Genomic DNA, 23,880 nt, shown 5'->3' on the forward strand with positions numbered 1-23,880 from the left:
TGAAAGCTGTCTTTAATGTACCTTTGTCTTCTTCAATACACTTTGAGGCTGCAAATATTCATGAGCCGCCAATAGAAATTCGATGGTCACACGTTTATCCGATCTCATGAAATCCTCGCCAAGCATATCTTCTATTTTCTTCAGTCGATGATAAAGTGTTTGTCTCACAATAAATAATCTTTTGGAGGTTTCTTGCTTTGACCCCTGACAAGCAAGGAAAACTTTAAGTGTTTTCAATAAATCCCCATCGTGGTCCCTGTCATATTTTATTAACGGAGAAAGAAATTCTTCTATCATTTCCCACATGTTCACATTCTCGTTGACGATTGAAATCAATCTGAATAAATGAAGGTCGTCAAAGAAACAATAATGGTCTCCTCCATCGACTTTCGTTTGAAACTCAAGGGTATCTTTCGCAGTTTCATAGCTTCTATGAATATCCATCATCTCGAGCTGATATTTACCTGTAGCAAATATGGCACCTGACGACTTTTTGAAAAATCCTGATTTTAAAATCTTTTCATAAGCACTGATCAATCGTGCCTTCCAATCTCCGGTTCTCCGGGTATCAAGGAGAATGAAGACTAAATCATGATCGAACCTTTCGGGCACCACTTTGAATCCATATTGTTCAAATATGCTTTTTATTACTAGATTGAAGAAGGTTAAATCAAGCATTTCTTTATCAGCCAGTGTATTCATCTTGCAAATACATACGACACCACCGTGAATCGATACGTTTAGGTCATCCATGAAAGCGGCAAGTCCCTCGTATGATTGCTCTCCTTTTAACCAGGACATGATCCATTTTGATTCTTCCAAGCGTTTTTGTTCATCAAAATACAATTCCCTCATCCAATATTGAGCAAGGGCGGTGGATGTCCGGTCAAGTATCAGTAGCTCATATTCACTAAACGGATGATTGTACCTGCAGATGCAAAGCTCTGCATACTCCTGATCAAATAGGATGACCTTCGTTGAAGCAACATGATGATCTTTACTGTCTTTGCTTTTATAATAGTTTTGCAGGAAGAGCTCTTCTTCAGACGAACACATTAAGGGATGAACCTTAACATCTTGTTCTTTCAATTGAAAAAGTACCGGTACATTCAATTCTTTATGTAATACTTGAAGGATATCCCTGCAGTGCTTGACTGACAGCAGCAATTTATTCAGGTTTTGAGCATAGAAATCAAGTTTCTTGATCATCTCATATTGCTGATTGATGATTACGGCGTGTATATCCTGTGTGATACTGACAAACGGGACTTCTTTTTCAAAAACAATGATGGGAAAATCAAATTCATCCGCCCACTCCAATACAGCTGCGGGTATGGTAGAGATATTCGTATCAAGTTCGATACAAAGGGCCGCTGCATCACAAGCTCCCAACTGTTGAATCAGTGATAGGAAACTCCCTTCCTCCTTCAAGGCAAGACCAGTTGAAAGAATCAATTCATTCCCGTTAAGAAGATTTTTAATAGAAGTGACTTCGACAATGTGTACCCATTTTACTTGTCTGGAGAGACCTCTGTGTCCAGCCATCACCTTAGCGTGTTCAAAGTACTTTCTTTCCAGGATATCTTTCACTGAAAAATAGAAATGACTTTTCATCCTTCTCTCCCTTTTTGTTTGGCGTTGTAAATGGAGAAAAAGGATTGGTAGAACCAATCCTTCACTCCTCTTCGGTATGGGGGATTGCAAACTGTATCTCCTCCCCCCACCACTTCACTAATTGTTCGTCAGTCAAGTGATTAGAAGACAAGACGGATAATATCCAATGTATTAATTCATCCGTCGTTTGCATATTTCCGGGGGCAATCGTCAACTCTATGTCTGCGGGCAGATCCCTCATGCCACTCGGCCCCCTTTCAATGTTGTGCTTGAAATAATAGATTTGAAAAATACTTTCGTGCATTCGCCGTTTTTACATGCAAAGTGGCGCTTCTCTTATTTTCAGTATGTTTAAATACAACAAAAGCCCCACTGAGATTTTCAGTGACCTTTTCTATTTTAAAACCCTTTTGCAGAAGAAAATCAATCTTGTCTCTTTCGCTTAAGAACTCTTGATAATCGGACATTTCGACACCCTTTCATCATCCTATTTGGTACCACTGCAGCCCACTCAAGACAAACTTGTACCTGTTGGGGATTTTTCGATAACGTTTTCCTCTGCTTCCTCAATGATCCAATCACGGCCTACCGACATTCCCAGATACTTCTCATCACTGGGATCGGAAAGTTCTGCCTGCTCATACTTCTTGAACCACCAATACTTAGCCAAAACGTAATAGCAGAGGGCTCCTATACCAAATCCAACCAGAAACGAGAAGTTAGGAACGAAATATGAAGCGACTGCCCCAAGGATCCATGATATGAAGCCAGCAAGATTGATACCTTTCATATAGCTGAATTGTCCCCTGTCTTCATATAATGCGGGGACATTGACCCGGCGTTTTCTTATAAAATAGTAATCTGATATCAATATTCCGACGATGGCGGATAATATCCCCCCTACAAACAGCAGAACGGGAATGATGATATCGAAAAGGTTCCATGGCTGGACTATCGTCCCCACGACCCCGGCTGTCAACACACCGGCCCAAAAAGGAAATTTAGGTCCCCCTACATTTGAAAAAATGGTGGCTGCAGGTACTATATTGGCCGCAATATTCGTAGACCATTGTGCCAGGACGATCATCAGGAGCAGGACACCTAAAACAAATCCGCTTGCCGCCTCCTGCAGGGCAACTACAGGATCATAATTCAGTACGGCTATATACGAAATACCGCCGATTAATACCATAAATGCTTGTGTAATCGGAAGGGCTATAAGATTACCTATGAGTGCACTCCGATTTCTCTTGAACCAATTCCTTTCATTGCTTGGAGCCTTCATGAAGCGTGAAATGGAAGGAATATCTGCTGAAAGTGTTGCCCAAAATCCCATATTACTAAAAATCACAACAAGGAAAGCAGTGAATGTGGCTGCCCCCGTCACCGGACTTTCAACCCAACTCCAGATATCTCTTCCCTGGGAGGCTGCGGAGTCTGATAATGAAGAATACATCCATACGGAGATGAGAATGATGACTGGGGCGGCAAGGTCCGCAAAACGTTCCACAGCTTTAATCCCAAGTGCCGTATTCACCAATTGAAGAATCGCAAAAATCATGAAGCAAACAAACCAGTTATCAAAACCTGATAATATATTAAGAATTCCGTTCATCGCGGTAGCCCCGAAGTATGTGTTGATTCCGAACCACATGGAAGCAGCCAGGCCTCGAACCACGGATGGAATATGCGTCCCGATCGTTCCGAAGGGTGCTCTCATGTATACAGGGAAGGATAAACCATGTTCAATCCCTATATCGCCTGTTAAGGTAATAAATAATCCAATGGCAAGGGATCCTATGATGGTGGCTAAAACAACAAGGGGTAATGGTAACGACACGACGCCTGCCCCACCGATTGCGAAGGTTGCAAGTACGACGACCATCCCCACCCACATAAAGGAATAGCCAAGCTTTGTAACTTTCCTTTCACTTTCTTTGATAGGTAATAGATCGGGAGACTTTAAATAACTTCTTTTCAACATGAACACCCCACTTTGTTTGCTTCGAATGGCTTTACCAATCTTCTTAACAAGAGAGGCGAGCGGGCGCAGTCCCTGCACCCGTCCCGCGAGGAGTCGTTCTAGGATTAGGATGGATGTTTATCTATAATGGTTTTCAGCTCTTAGAGGATTGAAGTGCTGCACTCTCTTCATTTACCAGCAGTTCACCGTATTTCGCTCTCTTAATATACTTGCCGGTACCCTGCTTTCCTACAAACTTTTTATCTTTGATGACATATTCACCCCTGGATAATACAGAAACCGGTTCGCCTTTGATTTTCATGCCTTCAAACGGGTTATAATCTGCTGCCATATGATGGGTCGCAGCAGAGATGACTCTTTCTGCATCCGGATCAAAGATGACGATATCTGCATCCGATCCAACGGCAACGGTCCCTTTCTGAGGATACAATCCAAACAATTTGGCACTCCTTGTTGACATGATATCTACAAACTGATTCAAGCTTATGCGTCCTTTTTCCACCCCTTCTGAGAATAATATGGATACCCGGTCCTCAATGATCGGTCCGCCATTCGGAATTTTAGTGAAATCTTCTTTTCCTAGATCCTTCTGTCCCTGGAAATCAAAAGAACATTGATCAGATCCCAATGTTTGGAGCTGCCCGCTTTTCAATGCGTTCCATAAAACGTCCTGATGCCACTTTTCCCTGAGTGGAGGTGACCATACGTATTTGGCCCCTTCAAAGTTGGGGCGCTCTAAATAGGTTTGGTCAAGGACAAGGTATTGTGGACAAGTCTCCCCCCATACATTCAACCCTTTACTCCTCGCCGCTGAAATCTGTTCCACAGCCTCCGAGCACGAAACATGAACAACATATAATTGGGAATCGGCTAATCCCGTTAATTTAGCTGCTCTGCCGGTGGCTTCCCCTTCAAGTTCAGGAGGTCTCGTCAAAGCATGATAAATCGGTTCCGTTTTCCCTTCATCTAATGCCTTCTCGGTTAAGTACTCAATGACATCTCCATTCTCAGCGTGAACCATGACGAGTCCCCCGAGTTCCCTTGCAGCAACCAGTGTTCTGAATAGGGTTTCATCATCTGCCTGAAATACATTTTTGTACGCCATAAACACTTTGAACGAGGTGATGCCTTCCTGCTGAATGACATCGGGCAGCTGAGAGAGTACCTCTTGATTGATCTCCCCGATCATCAGGTGGAAGCTATAATCGATAACGGCTTTATCCTTTGATTTTGCATGCCATGTATCGATGGCACTTTGAAGAGTTTCTCCTTTATTCGTTAAACAGAAATCTATGAGGGTCGTTGTCCCACCAAATGCAGCGGCGATTGTTCCCGTTTCAAAGTCATCCTTTGAAACCGTGCCACCAAATGGCATTTCCAGATGTGTATGGGGATCGACTCCTCCTGGAAAAATGAATTTCCCACTTGCATCGATCACTTCAGCCTCCCCTGGATCAAACCCTTTTCCAATCGCTGCAATCTTTCCGTCTTGTATCAGGATATCTGCTTTATACGTATCGGTTGCTGTGACAATCGTTCCATTTTGAATGATTTTTTCCATTACGGTACCTCCTGGGTTATTTTACTGCATTTACTTTAGAGCCCGACAGGTTACTCATGACTGCTTGACGTTGGTTCCAGGTCATCGGCATCTGACCACTCGGAACTTCAATCATGTCTATGGCACCATCAACCGGACAGACAATCGAGCATAGATTACATCCGACACAATCTTCCTCCCGCACCTTTAAATAGCTATTTCCATCAGGATCCTTCAGCATATCAATACACTGATGAGATGTATCTTCACATGCAATGTGGCACTTATTACAATTGATGCATACGTCATTATTAATCTGGGCAACTACGCTATAATTCAAATCCAGATTACCCCAATCGGAAAATCTAGGCACTGACTTTCCGACGATCTCCTGAACGCTTGATATTCCTTTTTCATCTAAATAATTATTCAATCCATCCAGCATATCCTCGACAATCCTGAAACCGTGGTGCATGGCTGCCGTGCATACTTGCACCCCGGAAGCACCCATGAGCATGAACTCAACGGCGTCCTGCCAGTTCGACACTCCCCCCATGCCTGAAATCGGGACATTGATCCTCGGATTCCTGGCACATTCTGCCACCATGTTCAATGAAATAGGCTTCACTGCAGGCCCGCAATAGCCACCGTGAGCTCCCTTACCGGCCACATGAGGTATGGTGTTCCATGAATCCAGATCCACTCCCGCAAGACTATTGATCGTATTGATCATACTGACAGCATCCGCTCCGCCTCGGACGGCTGCTTCGGCTGTCACGGTGATATCTGTTATATTGGGTGTCAGCTTAACAATGACCGGTGTCCTGGCCACTTCCTTTGCCCAATGAGTTTGTTTCTCGACAAGCTCAGGTACTTGACCGGAGGCCGACCCCATCCCGCGTTCAGCCATCCCATGGGGACATCCGAAATTCAGTTCCAATCCATCAACGCCTACATCCTCCACTTTTTTGACGATTTCATGCCACTTTTCCTGCTTCGGCTCTACCATTAGTGAAGCAATGATGGCGTGATTCGGGAATCTCTTCTTGGTTTCATATATCTCTTTTAAGTTCACTTCCAATGGACGATCCGTAATCAGTTCGATATTGTTGAAACCCGCTACCCTCTGGCCGTTAAAGCTTACGGCTGCGAACCTGGAAGAAACATTTATGATAGGTTCACCCAACGTTTTCCAAACCGCACCTCCCCAACCAGCCTCGAAAGCCCTTTGAACCTGATACCCTGAGTTCGTTGGCGGCGCAGATGCCAACCAAAATGGATTAGGTGATTTGATCCCCGCTAAATCTATGCTTAAATTCGCCATGGAATTCCCCCCTCTTTAACAGTTTTAATTCATTTTTACTGTCGAACAGATCTCATGTAAATGGTATGCTGCCTGCTTCCCTTGCTCTGCTGCCGTAACAACCATCGCCTCCCCGATACCTTTACCAAATACAATGTCCCCACAGGCAAAAATCGTAGGATTCGACGTTTGAAAAGTACCGGGATCAACCTTCACCACGCCTTCAGAGTGGTCCAACCCGAATTGTTCAATGAGTGTAAGATGACGGGTCTGTCCTATGGCTTTAATGACAACGTCAACAGGTAAAATGAATTCGGAGCCATTAACCGGAATGGGGCGCCTTCTTCCATCAGTCCCTTGTTCACCAAGCTCCATCTTGATACATTCAATCCCAGTAACCTCTCCTTTTTCATTTCCGATAATTCTTTGGGAAGCCGTCAACCAACGAAATTCCACACCGTCCTGCTTGGCAAATTCGTATTCGAAATCATAAGCTGTCATTTCTTCTTGAGTACGCCGGTATAATATTTTCACATTTTCTGCGCCTAGGCGAATGGAGCATGTGGCTCCATCAATGGCTGTGTTTCCTGCACCGATCACCACTACTTTTTTACCGATGTACTCGTGATTCAACTTGCCGCTTTTGGTGGATTTCACAAACTCGATGGCATCATGCACGCCTATCAGTTCTTCTCCTTCAATCCGTAAGTCCGGTACACTTGACATTCCTGCAGCCAGGATGACAAAGTCATGGTTCATTAGGATTTCCTCGGCAGAAATATCCTGACCCACTTTTACACTTGTACGGATCTTTACATTCAGTTTCTTTACCTGTTCCACTTCCCAATAAGAAATGCTCTGAGGAAGGCGGAACGAAACGATGCCATAAGTATTTAAGCCCCCAGCTTCGTTTTCAGCCTCATAAATCGTTACATCATATCCAAATCGCGCAAGTTCCCTTGCTGCAGAAAGCCCTGCCGGTCCCCCTCCGATGATTCCGACTTTCTTTCCGTTAGGCTCTCCCGCTTCAAAGAGCACAGTGTCATTATGTCGTGCCCAATCTGTTGCATAGCGTTGAAGATCGCCGATCATAATGGGTTTGGTTGAAGAATTAAGTACGCATGCTCCTTCACATAGCTCCTCTGTCGGACAGACCCTTGAGCAGCTCGCCCCAACGGGATTGGCAGACATGATTGTCTTAGCGGAACCCTTTAAATTCCCTGAGGCAATCTTTTTAATGAATGATGGTATATCGATGCTTGTCGGGCAGGCTTGAATGCAAGGTGCATCATAACAGTACAAACATCGATTCGCTTCCTCCAATGCCTCCCTACCCGTTAATCCCTTATGGGTTTCCTGAAAATTCTTCTCGAGATTGAGTAATGAAAGTGTGTTAGACAAACTGACTTCCCCCTCTTCATTTCCGATTAATGAATCAAAATGATGGAGCACTCTTTATCGTTCCAGCTTTGTTAAGGAAGTAACGCCGTCATATCGTTATAGGTTTCGGGCCTCCTGTCACGGTAAAACTGCCACGTGTCCCTTACTTCCCTTAATAACTTTTTATTCATTTCCCCGATGATCACTTCATCCTGATCCCTGCTTCCAACTGAAACAAAGCTCCCTCTCGGATCGACGAGGTAGGACTGGCCGTAGAATTCACCCATATTCCAGGGACCTTCATATCCGACACGATTGATGGCTCCCAAATAGTACCCATTTGCCACTGCATGCGCAGGTTGTTCAAGTTTCCATAAGTATTCGGAAAGACCCGCCACGGTCGCTGACGGATTAAAGACAATTTCCGCCCCCTTCAACCCTAATAAACGTGCCCCTTCAGGGAAATGCCTGTCATAACAAATGTAGACCCCTACCTTGGCATAAGCCGTATCAAATACCGGATATCCAAGATTTCCAGGTTTGAAATAATATTTCTCCCAGAACCCGTATCCTTCCTCCCCGACACCCACGTGAGGGATATGCTGCTTTCGATATTTGCCCAAGTATGTTCCATCTGCGTCGATGACAGCTGCCGTATTATAGTAGGTTGCTATTCCTTCCCTCTCATAGATCGGCAGGACGATGACCACACTCAGCTCTTTGGCCAACTCCTGGAATTGTTTTGTAGTCGGACCATTCGGAATTTCTTCTGCTGAGTCATACCATTTAGGATTTTGTTCTGAACAAAAGTACGGCCCATAGAATATCTCCTGCAAGCATATGATTTGAGCACCTTTTTTCGCTGCATCCCTCACTAGTTCCACATGCTTTTTGATTGCATTCTTTTTATGGACGTCCACTGTTTCATTCCCGTCCACATCATGAGAAGCCTGAATGAGTCCGATTGTAACCAAATCTGACATTCCAATTCCCCCATTACATTAAGATTTTTATAAAATAGTAAGCGCTTTCATTGTTATAGTTTCATATGTAAACACTTACTAGATTCACTGCCTTTAAATGAATTCTGAATTTTTATTATTTTCACTTAATTTTAACCCGTCCTAAAATAGATTGCATTATACATTTTGTTACACGAACTACCTTCACCATTTGTCATTATGTATTGTCCTATTTTTATGAGTCTTCTTGTCCGTTTCTCATAAGGTATCATAGGCACTCCGCGAAATTTGTAGAATAATTTGTCTAAATATTATAAAAATTAAGATTTTAATCGACAAAGTTCACATATCTCTCCTTTACCTTATTTTTCATCCACAAAAAAACAGCCTTCTCAAATGAAAAGGCTGTTTCTTCTATTAACGGTATGAATTGACTGATTTCATTTTCAATGACTGCTGTCTTTCCGGTCTGTACTTTACTACTTGTCCAATAAACCAGACCAATACGGCTGCCCAGATGATGACACCAAGAACCATGGAGGTTGAATAGGAAAGACCGAACCCTTCCGGTGCATAAAAAATATACGAACTTACCACTCCTGTCATAAACAGTGCGGGAAGGCTGCAAATCCAGTGAAATCTTGCTTTCTGCAATAAGTAGATGGAAGCGGTCCAAAGCATGACCGTCGCAACTACTTGATTCGACCAGCCCACATATCTCCAAAGAAAAGTATAATCGATTTGAGTCAGCAGGAAAGTAGGTACTGCAACAGGGATGACGAGTAACCCTGGAAGCCATTTCCCTTTCAATTCTTTCTTCCTAAAATCGCTCAGTAAATCTGCGAGCATCATACGTGACGATCTGAGGGCGGTATCCCCTGTCGTCACCGGGAGGATGATGACACCAAGGACGGCCAGTATCCCGCCGAGAGTCCCAAGTGTCGTTTTGCTGATCTCATTAACCACCCCTGCAGGTCCTCCTGAAGCCAATGCTTCTTGCAAACCGGCGGTTCCATTAAAGAATGCCATCCCTGCAGCAGCCCAGATAAGCGCTATGATTCCTTCAGCAACCATCGCCCCATAAAATACTTTCCGACCCTCGCTCTCCCGTTTCAGAGTCCTGGCCAAGATCGGACTTTGAGTGGAATGGAACCCGGAAATGGCTCCGCATGACACGGTGACCATTAAGAGAGGCCATAAAGGCAGGTCGCCTGGATGCATGTTCTCAAATGTTAAATTCGGGACCGGGTGTTCAAAGAAGAATAATCCGATTCCGATTGCCACCGCCATAAATATAAGTATCGCACCGAAAATCGGATAAATCCTACCGATGATTTTATTGATCGGTAAAACTGTTGCAATCAGAAAATATGTAAAGATAATAACCAGAGAGGTCATAAAGTTAAGTGGCGTCACCTCTGCCATAAGTTGCGCCGGGCCAGATGTAAAGGCTGCCGCTACAAGGATCATTAACACGATGGACAAAATGTTCATGACGGACTGAACGGGTTTCCCTAAATATTTCCCTACGATTGTCGGGAACTGTGCCCCATTATGTCTGAGAGAAAGCATCCCGGAAAAATAATCATGTACGGCTCCAGCGAACAATGTTCCTATCACAATCCACAGAAATGCGACAGGACCGTATAAAGCACCCAGGATCGCACCGAAGATCGGACCCAATCCCGCAATGTTCAAGAGTTGTACCAGACTTGCTTTCCACCAGCTCATGGGCATATAATCCAAGCCGTCTTTTTTTGCATATGCAGGTGTGATATTGGAATCATCCACCCCGAAAATCTTTTCTACCACCTTTGAATAAAAGAAATAACCAACTACCAGAATACAGATGGATGCAAGAAATGTGAGCATCACGATGTCCTCCCTTCACTATTTGAAATTAACGTTTATTCTAATACGAAAAACGACAAATAACAACAGAATTTTCTAAAAACATTATTTTTTCAGAATATAAAATCATAAGTAGATCCAGATAAAGCCTATTAAACCAACAATGAAACCGTGTACAATCCATAAAAAATTTTTTCAATATAGCAAAACGCACCCCCACTTGGGAATGCGCCTCATCGGATTCTATATTTTCGTTTTAACAAATTTCTCGTGAGCCTTCAAGAAATCCTTATTATTTCGTTCAGTAGCGATCTCCAAGGGAGATTGGGTATCTTCTGATTGGTTGGCTCGATCGTCTCCATAAGCCAGTAGCAATGACACGATCTCTGCAGAACCATCGAATGCAGCAATATGTAATGGTGTATGACCGGATGAATCACTCTGATTTACATTCGCTCCCTGATCAAGCAGGAATTCCACTAATTCTTTTGACGCTTTACCGGCAATTCCTGCATGTAATGCTGTGTTGGATGGAATATAGGCTACCTTTGAATTGGAAACGGAATTGATATCTGCTCCAAAATTCAGAAGAATCTCCACAATTTCCTTTTGATCAAAATGTGACGCCACCCCGAGAGCAGTTAAACCTTGTTCATTCTCTGCATTACAAAGATTTGTATCATTTCTTAACGTTTGTTCGACTACCGCTTTATCGCCCGTTTCGATTGCCTCAAAAAACTCTTCAATTGTAAAGGATGTCACTGACTTCACCTCGTTTTTTCATAATTACAAATATTCTACCAATTAATTATGATAAAAGATAGGGATGATTGCCAAAATAGGCACTCATCCCCAGGAATGGCTACTGATCCAATTTTAATTTTGCTAAGGCATCAGCTAATGCTGTATTGACCGGCTCTTCCTTCTGTTGTGTTTTTAAATATTTATTAACATCCCTTTTTGTCGCTTTACTATTCTTTTCTTTTTTTCTTCTATCATTGAATGTCGATAATTTTTCTCTATGTCCACAAACACAAGTGAATGTCTGGCCTTCCCCTTCTCCTCTTAAGTCCAGGCGTTTATGGCAATTCGGACACCGGGCATTCGTTTTCTTGCTGATATTTTTCCGGTGACCACACTCCCTGTCTTGGCAAACCAGTTTCTTTCCATGCTTATTCTTAATTTCCAACATTAAATTCCCACAGTCCGGACATTTGGTACCTGTCAGGTTATCATGGGTGAATTTTTGAGTTGAATGTTTGATTTCACTGACGGACTTCTTCGTATATTCCTTGATTTCTTTCAGAAATTCCTGCTTCTTCAGGGAGCCGTTAGCGATTTTCTCAAGCTTTTGCTCCCACACCGCTGTCAAGGTAGGTGACCTGAGATCCAGAGGTGCAAGTTCCAATAGTTGCTTCCCTTTGGAAGTTATATGAATATCTTTTCCTTTTGACTCTATTACCCCTGAATTGAAGAGTTTCTCAATGATATCTGCCCTTGTTGCGACAGTCCCAAGGCCGCCTGCCTCAGAAATGGTAGCGAGCAGGTCTTTATTGCTTTCTTTCATGAACTTCTTAGGGTTCTCCATGGCAGACAACAGTGTTCCCTCATTAAATCTTCCTGGAGGATTGGTTTGTCCTTCCGTTTCTTTGATTGACAGAACCGGATAGGCAGTCCCTTCTTCCATTTTGGAAAGTAGTTGGTCCGCTTCTGTGTTGTGATCATAGAGTTCTTTCCATCCGGAGTCTACAATCCGCTTCCCTTTTGTTTGAAATGTTTCTGACCCGATTGAGGCGTCTACAGTCGTTTGTTCGTACTGATAGGGAGGAAGGAATACGGCTAGGAAACGCTTGACGATCAAATCATATATTTTTATTTCCCTGTCCTGCAGCTTCTGAATAAAAGGTGTTTCTTCCGTCGGGATGATCGCATGGTGATCTGTCACCTTTTGATCATCTACATAAGCTTTTGACAATTGCACCGAGCCCTGTAACGCCCTGTTGGCCATCTTTCGGTATGGTTGAACGTTCACCGCTTTCAATCTGTCCTTGAGTGTTGAAACCATATCACTTGATAAATGTTTACTATCTGTCCTTGGATACGTCACCAATTTATGCTGCTCATACAATTTCTGCATGATAGAAAGCGTTTCTTTAGCAGAAAATCCAAAGATCTTATGGGCATCTCTTTGTAATTCAGTCAAATCATAAAGGGAAGGTGCAACATTTTTCTTCAATGTTTTCTTCACAGACTGAATGACGATTTCCTTCCTGTCTTTTAATGACTCCATGATTGAAGTGATTTCTTCTTTGGAGAACGTTCTCGTATCTTTGTTTTTCCTGTTGGACCACACAAAGGTCCCTTTATCCGTCACAGCTTGTATTCCGTAAAAAGGTTTGGGGGTGAAATTCTTTATTTCCTCCTCTCGCTGCGCAATGATACTTATCGTCGGTGTTTGTACACGTCCGCAAGACAATTGGGCATTGTGCTTGGTGGTCAAGGCTCTTGTTGCATTCATCCCCACGTACCAATCAGCTTCGGATCGTGCCTCGGCAGCAGCATATAAATTTTCGAAGCTTTTCGCATCTTTCAGTCTTTTGAATCCATCCTTGATGGCCTTGTCGGTGACAGATGAAATCCACAACCGTTTTAACGGCTTATTCACCCGGGCTTTTTCAATGATCCAACGGGCGACAAGCTCCCCTTCACGACCAGCATCGGTGGCAATGACGATCTCTTTTACATCAGGGCGGTTCATTTGCGCTTTGACCGTGCTGAATTGTTTTCCTGTTTTCTTAATCACGACAAGATTAAGGGACGGTGGGAGCATGGGAAGATCCTCGAGCTTCCATGATTTATATCGATCGTCATAGCTTTCAGGTTCTGCAAGGGTCACCAGGTGTCCAAGAGCCCAAGTGACGATATACTCGTTCCCTTCCAAGAATCCATTTCCACTTTTCGTACATTGAAGTACTCTGGCAATATCTCTACCGACAGAAGGTTTTTCTGCCAGGACCAAAATCTTTTTCATGTAAAAAATCCTTTCATTACTGGGTCTATATTTTCTATATCTTTTCTATTTTAACATACAATAAATAGAGTAGTGCATTTTGGTTCACGCCATTAGGGAGATTGTACTATACTTATACATGGTCGATTTTAATAAAGGAGCTAATGAATTTTGCAACATGACAAACACAAAGGCTCCATTCTTCCGAGAGAAGCCTGGGGCCTCTTCATCATCCTATTAATCAGTTTATTATCAAGGGGGTTGGGCATTCTTCTTCCACTGATCGGCAGCTTGTTATTTGCGATCTTGATCGGGGCGATCCTCCAAAACACAATAAAACTCCCAAAAGCCTTCGATCCGGGAATACAGTTTACTTTGAAGGTTCTATTGAAAGTGGCCATCGTTTTTCTAGGTGTCGGATTGAGCCTTTATGATATCCTCCATATCGGTCAAAGAGCTCTATGGGTGATATTTTTCTCTGTCACCATAGGCATTTCAGTGACTTATGTTGTCGGGAAATGGCTTCGTATCGATAAAAGGTTGAGCTTATTGATCGGGATCGGCACCAGCATATGTGGAGCCACAGCGATCTCAGCCGTTAAAGGGATCGTCGGTGCTAAAGAGGATGAAACCGCTTATGCATTATCCACGATCGTCTTCTTTAATTTAATTGCATTTGTTACGTATCCCATCATCGGTCAACTTCTCGACATGTCTGATATATCGTTTGGGATCTGGGCGGGTACCGCCGTACATGATACTTCTTCGGCGGTTGCCGTTGGTTATGCATATGGAGACGAAGCAGGTGAAGTTGCGACGACGGTGAAGCTTGCCAGAACATTATTCCTGATTCCTGTGATGTTTATCCTTCCGTTTATCTTAAGAAAGAAAAGTACAAAGGGAGCTCATTATAAGAAGGCCTTTCCGTGGTTCATATTTTTGTTCCTTGCGGTGTCACTGCTCCATACGTTTGGACTGATTCCAATGACCATGGAGTCATACCTTAAGAGTTCGTCCAAGTTCATGATCATCATGGTGATGACGGCTGTGGGTCTTCAAGTAAAAGGAAAAGATATCATCCGTCTAGGAATTAAACCTCTCCTGACGGGATTGATCGCTTCTATCACATGCGCTGTCATCAGTTTATTGCTTATCCTCTAAGCGAAAACAGTAACGACATTTCCATAAAAAAAGAGCATCTGCACAGATGCCCGTTGGTTCATATCCATTTTCCGACTGCTTACGTGCTAAGAAGAAAAAACTAGGAAGAGGCCGTCTTCCTAGTCTATTTTATTCTTCGTCGCCTTCTAAGAAGTCTGGGTCTAACTCTTCAAATTCTTCATCATCCAAGTCGCAATCCCAGTCTTCATCGTCACAACCTTCAGGATTCACTAGGACACATACTTTCGTTTCTCCGATAACTTCCACCAGGAATTCACGTTCGACGTGAACGATGATCTTGTTACCGTTCGGTGAAATGACCGCTTCGCAGCAATTTGGCTGTTGCAGTACTCTCGCACATACTTCAATGTCATCTAAGCAGTCTGGATCACGGTATTTCAATTTAATGCAATCTGTATATTCTACTCTCTCGGTTACAACCGAAGTTTTCGTGTTGTCACTGTGGGAGTACCATACGTTGATTTCGTAAAAACCGTGAACTTCGACCTTCTTGCCGACTTTGTGTGCTTCATACTGATGGTTAATGATCCAGCAGCCTAAAATGCTCGATGGATTATGCGGTGGGCAAATCGTATGATGAGACTGTGTAAATTTACGTCCCTTCGCTACGACCGCTTTAGTGATAATCTCTCTATATTCTGCCATTCGAGCGAACCTCCTCATTCATTTTCAATTCATCTTATGCGACTATCTAGGTGTTTGTGCGAGTAAATTTTATTACATAATGGGATTGTTGCTTAGATAATGTATTGTATGCGAATCCCAATTGAATGTTCCGGAATGCGCTTGACGGGAATGGTGAAATAACAAACAAAAAAAAACGATCTATACAGGAAAGGGAAATCCCTTTCCTGTATAGATCGTTATGACCTGTGTTTGTATGGCGTTTAATATGATCCCTGAATTAGGAACAGCTGCCAGGTGCTGAATTTTTCACATGTGAACCTGTTTCCCCACGGAGTAGGTCACCACCCGTAGTCTCGATGATATGATCTGTCACATTATTTGAAATCACCGAAGCAACGATTTGCAGTAAATCATTCACATCCGTTTGGGATTCCTTAAATTGTTGAACAACCGGAATCTCATCGATTTCCTTTTCAAGGTTTTCAATTTTCGCCTCAACCATTTTCAGGGCTTCGATTTTCCCGTAGTGTTGGAAGTTAACGGCTTGTTTTTGTAAACTCTTGATACTTGCGATCATTTCACGGACTTTTTGATTTTCGTGGATCTGTGCTTCCGCCCGCTTGAAGAAATCCACTTCTTCCGTTTCAGCAATCATCGTTGCCAGTTCTTCTGCACGTTTCATAATATCGTCTTTTGTATACTTTGCCATATTATTTCACCTCTACTGCTTCCTGGAATTCTGTTCCGATTTGGCCTTCTCCTGCCATTTCCCCATCCAATGACCAGGACTTGGCATCTGTGATCTTCACTTTCACTATTTTCCCAATGGCTGTCTTAGGAGCCTTGAAGTTTACGAGCTTACTGCGTCTTGTGTAGCCTGCCAGAATGTCAGGATTTTTCTTGCTTTCCCCATCCACAAGTACTTCAACGATTCGACCCGTATATTTCTTCATCGCTTCAGCAGAATACTCTTTCACCACTGCATTCAGCCTTTGAAGGCGTTCTTTCTTCACTTCCATCGGCACGTTGTCATTCATCTTCGCTGCAGGGGTACCTTCCCGTGGAGAGTAGATGTAAGTATATGCTGATTCAAAGCCAACTTCCTTATATAAAGAAAGGGTTTCTTCAAATTGTTCATTGGTCTCATTGGGATAGCCAACGATAATATCTGTCGTAAGCGCCACGTCCGGCATGGCTTTTTTAATTTTACCCACTAATTCCAGGAATTGTTCCCTTGTATACTTTCGTGCCATGATTTTCAGGACATCTGTCGAACCTGATTGAACAGGTAAATGAATGTGCTCGACCAGATTTCCTTTCTTGGCAAGAACTTCGATTAAATGATCATCGAAATCCCTTGGATGACTGGTAGTGAACCGGATACGTGGAATATCCACCTTACGAAGATCATCCATTAAGTCACCCAACCCATACTGAAGGTCTTCAATATCCTTACCGTATGCGTTGACGTTTTGACCAAGGAGAGTGATTTCCTGGTATCCTTGTGCAGCCAGATGGCGGACTTCCTGAATGATTTCTTCAGGACGGCGGCTTCTTTCTTTCCCTCGTGTATACGGTACGATACAGTATGTACAGAACTTGTCACATCCGTACATGATATTGACCCATGCCTTGATATTGCCACGGCGGACCTTCGGAAGGTTCTCAATGACGTCCCCTTCTTTCGACCAGACCTCAACGACCATCGCCTTGGACATATAAGCATCTGATAATATTTGAGGAAGACGATGAATATTATGCGTTCCAAAGATCATGTCCACCTGTTGATAGGTTTTCAGGATTTTGTTGACAACCGATTCTTCCTGGGACATACATCCGCATACTCCAATTAATAGATCAGGCTTTTCCCGTTTTAAATGTTTGAGATGTCCTAATTCGCCGAACACCTTATTCTCAGCATTTTCACGAATGGCACAGGTATTCAATAGGATGACATCCGCATCATCTGTCGAATTCGTTGCTTCATAGCCGAGTGCCATGAAGATCCCTGCCATCACTTCTGTATCATGTTCATTCATTTGACAACCATAGGTACGGATATAGAATTTCTTTCCTTCCCCGAGTCCTCTATATTGATCATCGATTGTAAAGTCATTATGGTATTGAATTTCTTCTTTCCCACGCTTCTTGGCATCTTTTAACGACGGCGGGATATAGACACTTTCAAAGTACTTGCTGTAATCCTTAACAGATTTTTGGTCTGCTGGAGATACAGACTTCGATTGTTGTCCATGTTTTCGCTGTTCTTCGTTCATGAATAATCCCCTTTCTACCTCTATAACCAAACCGTTTTCTTCTATATATAAAGCCGGCCGAATTAACAGGATAAACATTGTTGCACATTACTATAGTATAAAGGTTTTCAATCCCACATACAATAGAGTCGCTTAACTGTTGAAAAATGTTTCATTCCTATCATAGCTACTGTTTGTTTCGTTTCATTACATATATTTTCTCCTTTCAGCCACTCAGGGAAACACTTTCTTCTATCAAATCCTATACACTGATTAACTACCAATTATGTACCTGAAATCTATTTTTATCACTTTAGGCTAGAGGCTCAATCGAATATTCCCTTATGAACGTATGATAATTAGTAGTAAATTGTAAAGGAGTGTTAAAGAATGAGTTATAGTCAGAAATCAAATGCTCAGGACACCTATTTCCATGAAGATTATCAAAAGAACAAATGCCATGACTCCCGCTCCAGGCATTATGATCATTGTGTCGAAGACGTTTTGGAAGCAATCCTTGAAGCTCAGAAAAAAGCAAAAAAAGATCATGGTTGTGATACTTCGTGTAAAAAGTCCATAGAGGATTTACTTTGTGAAAAAAAGAAACACAAAAAGAATACCATCCCTTTTATTTTGTATTGTGGCTGCGAGCCATTTAAGGGCACTGGTGTTACGACCTATCATTGTCATTCAAAAAAGAAAAAAACCTTCAAGTGCATCGAGACCTATGTCTTTAAGTTAATAGACCTTGATCATAAATGTGCGACTCTTGAATTATTGACCTTTAAATCCGACCACCACAAGGGCGATTCCCATCATCATGAAAGTAAATGCGCACTTTCTTCACCTTGTAAACAGATCGACCACAAAAGTGTGGATGATTTGATGGGAACGGGAATTTGTATAACTGTAGACTTGTCTTGTTTCTGTGCAATCACCTGCCTGCCTGCTGTTCATTTATAGATACATCCCCAATGAAAAAAGGTGAACGAAAGTCGTTCACCTTTTTCATCCTCCAAAAGCTTCAAGTAAATCGTCAATTTCTTTCATTCCAACGGAAGTATGATCCTGTTCTTTTGGACTTTTGACGGTGTATTCGTTCAAGTTCTTGGAGGAATCATTTCCATTTTGAAGCAGCAGTCTCTTCAGTTCCAATAGTTCTTCTAATATGGCATGTTCGGATTGTCTATGAACTTGAACCGGTTTAACGTGGTGCAGGTAATCATCCAGTGCAGAAAAAACAAGATGAATCAATGTATTATTTTTTGCATGATAGGCGACTTGCTCTACAACCTTTGAAGTGATGGCTTTCGTTTCACCGGTTTTAACATTTACGAAGCTCTCGGGGATCGTTAGAATTGTATCCTGAAAGTAATCTGCATATTTTTTAGGCATATTCATCACCCTTTAGCTTTTTGTATATTCAATGTGCGCAGGATTATTTTTTAGTTGATTCAATTTTGCAAGGATCATTAATCCTGATACATTTAATTTTTCCATATTTTGCGGGAAGAATAATTCAATAGGGCGTCCCCTTTCTGCCCATTTAACGGCCGCTTCCCTGATATGGGATTCGGCTATTTTTGCGGCACCGCCAACTGCAATGTATTTGACCGCCCCTTTGATTTCATTTGAGCTGTTCCTGACCCGATCGAAATGTTCCAAGTATTTAATGGCCAATGATTTTAACTGAGGAATGATATATTTACTTATATCTTTTTTCACACCGGCGAATGGTTCTACATACCACTCGGATTGACCTGCGACCAGTTTCTCCTCCAGCTCAGACCTTGAGTCGAACTTGTATAGCTCATACTTACTTACCTTTTGTATGATATGATCTAAAAACTGGTTGATCCCGAAAGGCTCTCCCTCAATGGAGGCTACAGGCTTATTGTGTTTGACCCCTACAAAATCCACTGAATCCCCCCCCAGATCACCGATCAGGATCCCTTTGGCAGAGTCCTGTAAGAGAGATTCATCTTTAACCCCCAGTGTCTCACTATCCCGTGTTAACGCGAGGTACGCACAGGCTCCTTCAGCCCCGATAATGACATCTTTAATCTGAAGTCTTACGATGATTTCTTTTGGGGCAATCATTCCAGGAACCTTGTGTAGATATACTGTATGGGTTCCGATTAAACGGCTTTTTAACGTATCTTTGCGCTCTTTATACTGAGTGGTCGGCAGGGAGACCGCCAATTGATCGATCTCAAAGGATAGATCTGTATCAAAATGGCTGCTCATTACAGCATGATGGGCCAACATACCAAATAAAAGGGTGTAAGTACGGTCTTCATCTACCTTCTGATTATTAAAGGATGTTAAACTTACATTTCGCTGTCTGGCTGCTGCTTTCCCGATATAATATGGATCCCTTTTTTCATGAAGTGCTGAACTGTTCACTTCCACAATCAAATTGTCTTGTAGCAAAACATCCTCGTCGTCGTAAGGTTTCTCATAAAATTCTTCATCAAATAACGCAATTGCATTCGGCATGGAATACTCTTTCACTTTACCTTGAGTTGATACAATGGCTTTATAAAAGCTGTTCCCTAAGTCCACAGCTGCATAATTATGCCTATCCATTACATCCTCCTCCTTCCCTTAAGCTTATGCCGGGAGAGAAAACATCTGTGCACGTACCCAGTCATAAATTTTTCCGGGGGGTAACGTAATATGGATTTATTTCTGCTAATACTTTTTCTCTATTAAATTTCCACTCTTATACTGATTCATATATCCACTCTTAATAGATTCTGTCAGCATACTATAAAGTGTAGTTTAAATATTGTTTATTAAATAGGAGGAAAAAAAATGAGTGATTATAATAAGAATAAAAATTGTGTGAACGTAGACAAGTCTGCTTCACTCGATCACTGCGACAATACTGCCGTAGATCCCATTCTAACCCCGGCAGGTGAAAGAATTGTCCATGTTCCAGTAGATTTGGGAGTATATCGTGTATCAAGTAACCTTGAAGCACACATTAAATTTCCAGAGCCTGTAATGGAAATCAAAGATGTAAAAAAGAAAGTCGAAATCGTACAATGCCGTTTAATGACGATTCCAACCAGCGATGGCGACTTCAGTGAAGATGGTGCACAATTTCCTCTTCTATTATCAGGGTATGTGCGCAAAAACATTCAATATGCTACACCATGCGGAGGGTCGGGATTTGATGGATCCTGTATATCTTCTGACATTAAATCATTAACGGTCCGCGTGCCCTTTAAATGCATGACTACGATTACCCTGGATTCTCCAGTCCAGCTCCCAAGAACGAATAACCGTCAGGAATTTGACTTCTTCAGAGCTCAAGACTTAGGGACAGGCTATCCAGAGAAGGATCAATATTTATCAAATGATATTTCCCAATTCCATCAATACAGCAATCAATACTACAATCAACTTCCTTATTGTGAATTGCTTTCAAGCAGCATTTTAGAATGGGATGAATCAACAGATCGTGTATCCGAAGGTCCTGTAGGTGAAGGATATTTCTACAATATGCTAGAAAAAATGTCCCTCAACTTTACCATTAAAGTCTTACAAAAACAGCAAATCCGTCTTACTGCAGAATAAGCAGTAACCTACCATCATCAGCACTCCCCCTACTGTTATCGATAACAGTAGGGGGAGTGCATTTTCTTTCTGTACATCATTCTCATCAGTATTATTGGCAGGCTTTCCATAATTAGTCTCTATACATATAGGCTCAGGCCCAAACATCTATCAATCTAAATCATAAGATGGCATTATCTTGCTTTAGGAGGCACCTTATGTTTGATAATGATCATAAAATATCCAATTGTCATGCAACATCAAAGATGCATGAGTGTAAAAACCATTGTCACCACCCAAAAGTCAGTATTGGAAAAATCGTGACCAAGGTACCTGTCGTATTGGCTGAACTGACACTACAGGTAAATGTAGATGCAACGATTACCTTTCCAGAAGCCGTTCTGGAAATTAAGGATATTAAAAAGACAATAAAATTAACACAGTGCAGACTGCTTCTTCCTTCTAATAAACTTTTTGTAAAAGGGTTTGTACGAAAAAACATCCTATATGCAAGCCCTTGTAAAGAAATAGAAGAAACATCCCTTACTTCTATTGCATCAGATCTACACTCATACACTGTAGATATACCTTTTCAATGTGTAACAGACATTAAGCATTTTTTATCAATGCCTGTCATGCCGGAAGTGAATAACCGTCAGGAATTTGATTTCTTTATTTCGAAACCGCTGCCTTCCGGATATCCGGAAAAAGATGAACTACAAACCCATGATTTATCTCAATTCCATCAGGAAAGCCATCAATTCTATAACGAAATTCCTTATTGCGAGTTGGTTTCTAGCAAAATCATCGAGTGGGATGAAGCTATCGACCGGTGTCCCCTCCCTCATTCCGGTCCTATTGGAGAAGGATACTTCCGTACAATTGAAGAGAAAATGGTCATAGATATATGTGTAAAAGTCCTACAGAATCAACAAATACGGGTTACCTCCACCACGAATGATGATTGCGAATGAACATGACTATTCAATCATTTTTAGAGAGGAGGTAAATGATTAGGTGTGATGTTAAAGCGCACCGATATCACCATGATTATGAGAGAAGACAATAATGATATAGAAAGCTATTTTCTGAATAAAATGAATGAAAATGAAAAAAACAGCCGAAAATCTCCATCATTTTCTTTATTTAACCTTACTCAGAAGCAAGATCTTTCCTTACAAGATCATGTGACGAATAAAAAAAGTCCCATAAAAGATAACGACCTGCCAAAGGGATCTCAGGAAAAAATTCATTCCCACCCGACGTTTTTCCCTCCACCTAAGGTGATGGATATGGCGGTAAACCAAGAAAATAAACTGAGCAAAATCGATGGTTCAGCTGATGAGCAGGAACAAGGGGACTTGAAGTCCGATAAAACTGTAAAGGAATTATCTGAAACCCTGAACAATACCGCCCCTTCGAATTCAAATGAAAAGAATGAGATCGAGCCCTCTGTGGAGGAAGAAGTTCTTATTGAGGGTTCTGAAGCAGGAAATGAACCTGTATCGATCCGGGAAGAGATATTCATGATGCTGGAGGAAGAGCTGGAGGAACAACGAAATCTCTATCAAGACCAAGAAAACCATCACGAACGAAATCAGAATCCCACCGATGCTTCTCCTCCTGCACTTGAAGAAGAAATGCTTTATTCGGATCATGAATTTGATCATAATGGAAATCACCTACCTTCATTTAGTCATTACTTAGAAACAATATATTGTGAAAATAAATCAAGTCCGCTGACAAGTAAGCAGACTGATTTCGTTCATTGCATTGGTTCCTTAACCTCGGTTCTCAAAAAAATTTCCACAGAGCGGGAAACGTTCATGGAGCATGAAGAGGATATGGACCACAAACATGAACATCAAGAGGAGACCGATGAAGTCAAGCATGAACATCAAGAGGATGTCGAGGAAACCGAACCCGAACAGCCAAATCTGACGGCATTAAAAGAGCGTTTCGAAAAGGAACTATTTTCAGAAGAACAACACCTGGAAATTGGGACTGAAACCACTGTACCCGACTCTCGCTCTTTAACTGTAAAGATTCCCGTTGTACTGTCCACTTTGCAGATTGAGGTCGCCATCTTTGAAGACGTTGAATTACCGTTTCCAATTGAACATATCCTTTCTATACAGTGGTCCATCCAATCTCTTAAAACGAATATTCCCATTCCTGCTGGAGTTGTGTTTGTGAAAGGGACGCTTGTTGCTTCGATTCAATATGTAAAAACAGGCGAAACAGCTTCTATACACTCTATCAACATCCCGATTCAATGGGATCGCACCATTCCCATTCGTTGGATACTTCCGCCTATTATCCCTGTGAGTGAGAAGAGAGAATACACATTCCTGGCAGAAAACACCCAAGAACCAAGCACTCATCATGAATGTCATCATTCCTTCTGTGAACCAATTGAACATTTTCTACAAGATTTCACGTTTATCAGTCACCATGGATCCTTTAAGCAGAATGGCCAGTCAACTTTAAAGATTCAAGGTTGTTTACAGGTAAGCCTTTATTTAACACAAGAACAATTTGTGCACGTTTAGTCAGATGATCTGGTTCAATGATATGTAAAAAGAGGAAGGGGTTCACCTTCAAGGTG

Annotated in this window: 21 protein-coding genes; 5 read left to right on the forward strand and 16 right to left on the reverse strand. The window is 42.1% G+C overall.

Annotated features, from left to right (window positions below; genetic code table 11):
* Positions 1 to 12: 12 nt before the first annotated feature.
* From BVI01S_RS14490 to BVI01S_RS14540, 11 genes are all read right to left on the reverse strand, one after another.
* Positions 13 to 1,614, reverse strand: a complete 1,602-nt coding sequence (locus tag BVI01S_RS14490; RefSeq protein WP_061810741.1) for a PucR family transcriptional regulator — start codon at positions 1,612 to 1,614, stop codon at positions 13 to 15.
* 61 nt (positions 1,615 to 1,675) lie between these two features.
* Positions 1,676 to 1,855, reverse strand: a complete 180-nt coding sequence (locus tag BVI01S_RS14495) for a hypothetical protein (protein WP_034759962.1) — start codon at positions 1,853 to 1,855, stop codon at positions 1,676 to 1,678.
* Positions 1,856 to 1,871: 16 nt separating this feature from the next.
* A complete protein-coding gene (locus tag BVI01S_RS14500) occupies positions 1,872 to 2,081 on the reverse strand; it encodes a hypothetical protein (RefSeq protein ID WP_034759965.1) in 210 nt (69 codons plus the stop codon).
* A gap of 44 nt (positions 2,082 to 2,125) precedes the next feature.
* Positions 2,126 to 3,598 carry an NCS1 family transporter gene (locus BVI01S_RS14505; protein WP_034759968.1) on the reverse strand — a complete coding sequence of 491 codons (1,473 nt, stop codon included), beginning with the start codon at positions 3,596 to 3,598 and terminating at the stop codon, positions 2,126 to 2,128.
* 133 nt (positions 3,599 to 3,731) lie between these two features.
* Entirely contained in the window at positions 3,732 to 5,159 is a 1,428-nt protein-coding gene (gene hydA, locus BVI01S_RS14510) for a dihydropyrimidinase (RefSeq protein ID WP_034759970.1), read from the reverse strand.
* A 16-nt stretch (positions 5,160 to 5,175) separates the two neighbouring features.
* Complete coding sequence (gene preA / locus BVI01S_RS14515) at positions 5,176 to 6,462, reverse strand: NAD-dependent dihydropyrimidine dehydrogenase subunit PreA (RefSeq protein WP_034759973.1); 1,287 nt, start codon at positions 6,460 to 6,462, stop codon at positions 5,176 to 5,178.
* Positions 6,463 to 6,486: 24 nt separating this feature from the next.
* Positions 6,487 to 7,842: an NAD(P)-dependent oxidoreductase gene (locus BVI01S_RS14520; RefSeq protein ID WP_034759976.1), complete on the reverse strand. Its 1,356-nt coding sequence runs from the start codon at positions 7,840 to 7,842 to the stop codon at positions 6,487 to 6,489.
* Between the two features lie 71 nt (positions 7,843 to 7,913).
* The gene (locus BVI01S_RS14525; RefSeq protein WP_034759979.1) at positions 7,914 to 8,804 is read right to left on the reverse strand and encodes a nitrilase-related carbon-nitrogen hydrolase; all 891 of its coding nucleotides are present in this window, start codon (positions 8,802 to 8,804) and stop codon (positions 7,914 to 7,916) included.
* Positions 8,805 to 9,200: 396 nt separating this feature from the next.
* Positions 9,201 to 10,655: a carbon starvation CstA family protein gene (locus BVI01S_RS14530; RefSeq protein WP_034759982.1), complete on the reverse strand. Its 1,455-nt coding sequence runs from the start codon at positions 10,653 to 10,655 to the stop codon at positions 9,201 to 9,203.
* A gap of 222 nt (positions 10,656 to 10,877) precedes the next feature.
* On the reverse strand, positions 10,878 to 11,396 hold the full coding sequence (locus BVI01S_RS14535; RefSeq protein ID WP_051758289.1) for an ankyrin repeat domain-containing protein: 519 nt from the start codon (positions 11,394 to 11,396) through the stop codon (positions 10,878 to 10,880).
* 100 nt (positions 11,397 to 11,496) lie between these two features.
* Positions 11,497 to 13,665, reverse strand: coding sequence for a DNA topoisomerase III (locus BVI01S_RS14540; RefSeq protein ID WP_034759989.1), 2,169 nt, complete (start codon positions 13,663 to 13,665; stop codon positions 11,497 to 11,499).
* 150 nt (positions 13,666 to 13,815) lie between these two features.
* On the opposite strand from BVI01S_RS14540, the gene BVI01S_RS14545 reads away from it, so the two are divergent.
* Positions 13,816 to 14,805: a YeiH family protein gene (locus BVI01S_RS14545; protein ID WP_061810742.1), complete on the forward strand. Its 990-nt coding sequence runs from the start codon at positions 13,816 to 13,818 to the stop codon at positions 14,803 to 14,805.
* Positions 14,806 to 14,934: 129 nt separating this feature from the next.
* On the opposite strand, the gene BVI01S_RS14550 is transcribed toward BVI01S_RS14545, so the two are convergent.
* The 3 genes from BVI01S_RS14550 to miaB form a co-directional block, all read right to left on the reverse strand.
* Positions 14,935 to 15,471, reverse strand: coding sequence for an outer spore coat protein CotE (locus BVI01S_RS14550; RefSeq protein ID WP_034759992.1), 537 nt, complete (start codon positions 15,469 to 15,471; stop codon positions 14,935 to 14,937).
* Between the two features lie 259 nt (positions 15,472 to 15,730).
* Positions 15,731 to 16,162: a YlbF/YmcA family competence regulator gene (locus BVI01S_RS14555; protein ID WP_034759994.1), complete on the reverse strand. Its 432-nt coding sequence runs from the start codon at positions 16,160 to 16,162 to the stop codon at positions 15,731 to 15,733.
* 1 nt (position 16,163) lies between these two features.
* Positions 16,164 to 17,729 carry a tRNA (N6-isopentenyl adenosine(37)-C2)-methylthiotransferase MiaB gene (gene miaB / locus BVI01S_RS14560; protein ID WP_061810743.1) on the reverse strand — a complete coding sequence of 522 codons (1,566 nt, stop codon included), beginning with the start codon at positions 17,727 to 17,729 and terminating at the stop codon, positions 16,164 to 16,166.
* 369 nt (positions 17,730 to 18,098) lie between these two features.
* Between miaB and BVI01S_RS14565 the strand changes: the two genes are divergently transcribed.
* A complete protein-coding gene (locus BVI01S_RS14565) occupies positions 18,099 to 18,671 on the forward strand; it encodes a CotY/CotZ family spore coat protein (protein ID WP_061810744.1) in 573 nt (190 codons plus the stop codon).
* Between the two features lie 45 nt (positions 18,672 to 18,716).
* Here BVI01S_RS14565 and BVI01S_RS14570 read toward each other — a convergent pair whose 3' ends face one another.
* Both BVI01S_RS14570 and BVI01S_RS14575 read right to left on the reverse strand, forming a co-directional pair.
* Positions 18,717 to 19,103, reverse strand: a complete 387-nt coding sequence (locus tag BVI01S_RS14570; protein WP_061810745.1) for a hypothetical protein — start codon at positions 19,101 to 19,103, stop codon at positions 18,717 to 18,719.
* A gap of 12 nt (positions 19,104 to 19,115) precedes the next feature.
* Positions 19,116 to 20,297, reverse strand: a complete 1,182-nt coding sequence (locus tag BVI01S_RS14575) for a ParM/StbA family protein (RefSeq protein WP_061810746.1) — start codon at positions 20,295 to 20,297, stop codon at positions 19,116 to 19,118.
* A 228-nt stretch (positions 20,298 to 20,525) separates the two neighbouring features.
* Between BVI01S_RS14575 and BVI01S_RS14580 the strand changes: the two genes are divergently transcribed.
* From BVI01S_RS14580 to BVI01S_RS14590, 3 genes are all read left to right on the forward strand, one after another.
* The gene (locus BVI01S_RS14580) at positions 20,526 to 21,293 is read left to right on the forward strand and encodes a CsxC family protein (protein WP_061810747.1); all 768 of its coding nucleotides are present in this window, start codon (positions 20,526 to 20,528) and stop codon (positions 21,291 to 21,293) included.
* 197 nt (positions 21,294 to 21,490) lie between these two features.
* Positions 21,491 to 22,246 carry a CsxC family protein gene (locus tag BVI01S_RS14585; protein WP_061810748.1) on the forward strand — a complete coding sequence of 252 codons (756 nt, stop codon included), beginning with the start codon at positions 21,491 to 21,493 and terminating at the stop codon, positions 22,244 to 22,246.
* A 45-nt stretch (positions 22,247 to 22,291) separates the two neighbouring features.
* Positions 22,292 to 23,824, forward strand: a complete 1,533-nt coding sequence (locus tag BVI01S_RS14590; protein WP_156477340.1) for a hypothetical protein — start codon at positions 22,292 to 22,294, stop codon at positions 23,822 to 23,824.
* Positions 23,825 to 23,880: the final 56 nt, after the last annotated feature.

It is taken from the genome of Rossellomorea vietnamensis NBRC 101237, assembly GCF_001591825.1.
Classification (GTDB): domain Bacteria; phylum Bacillota; class Bacilli; order Bacillales; family Bacillaceae_B; genus Rossellomorea; species Rossellomorea vietnamensis.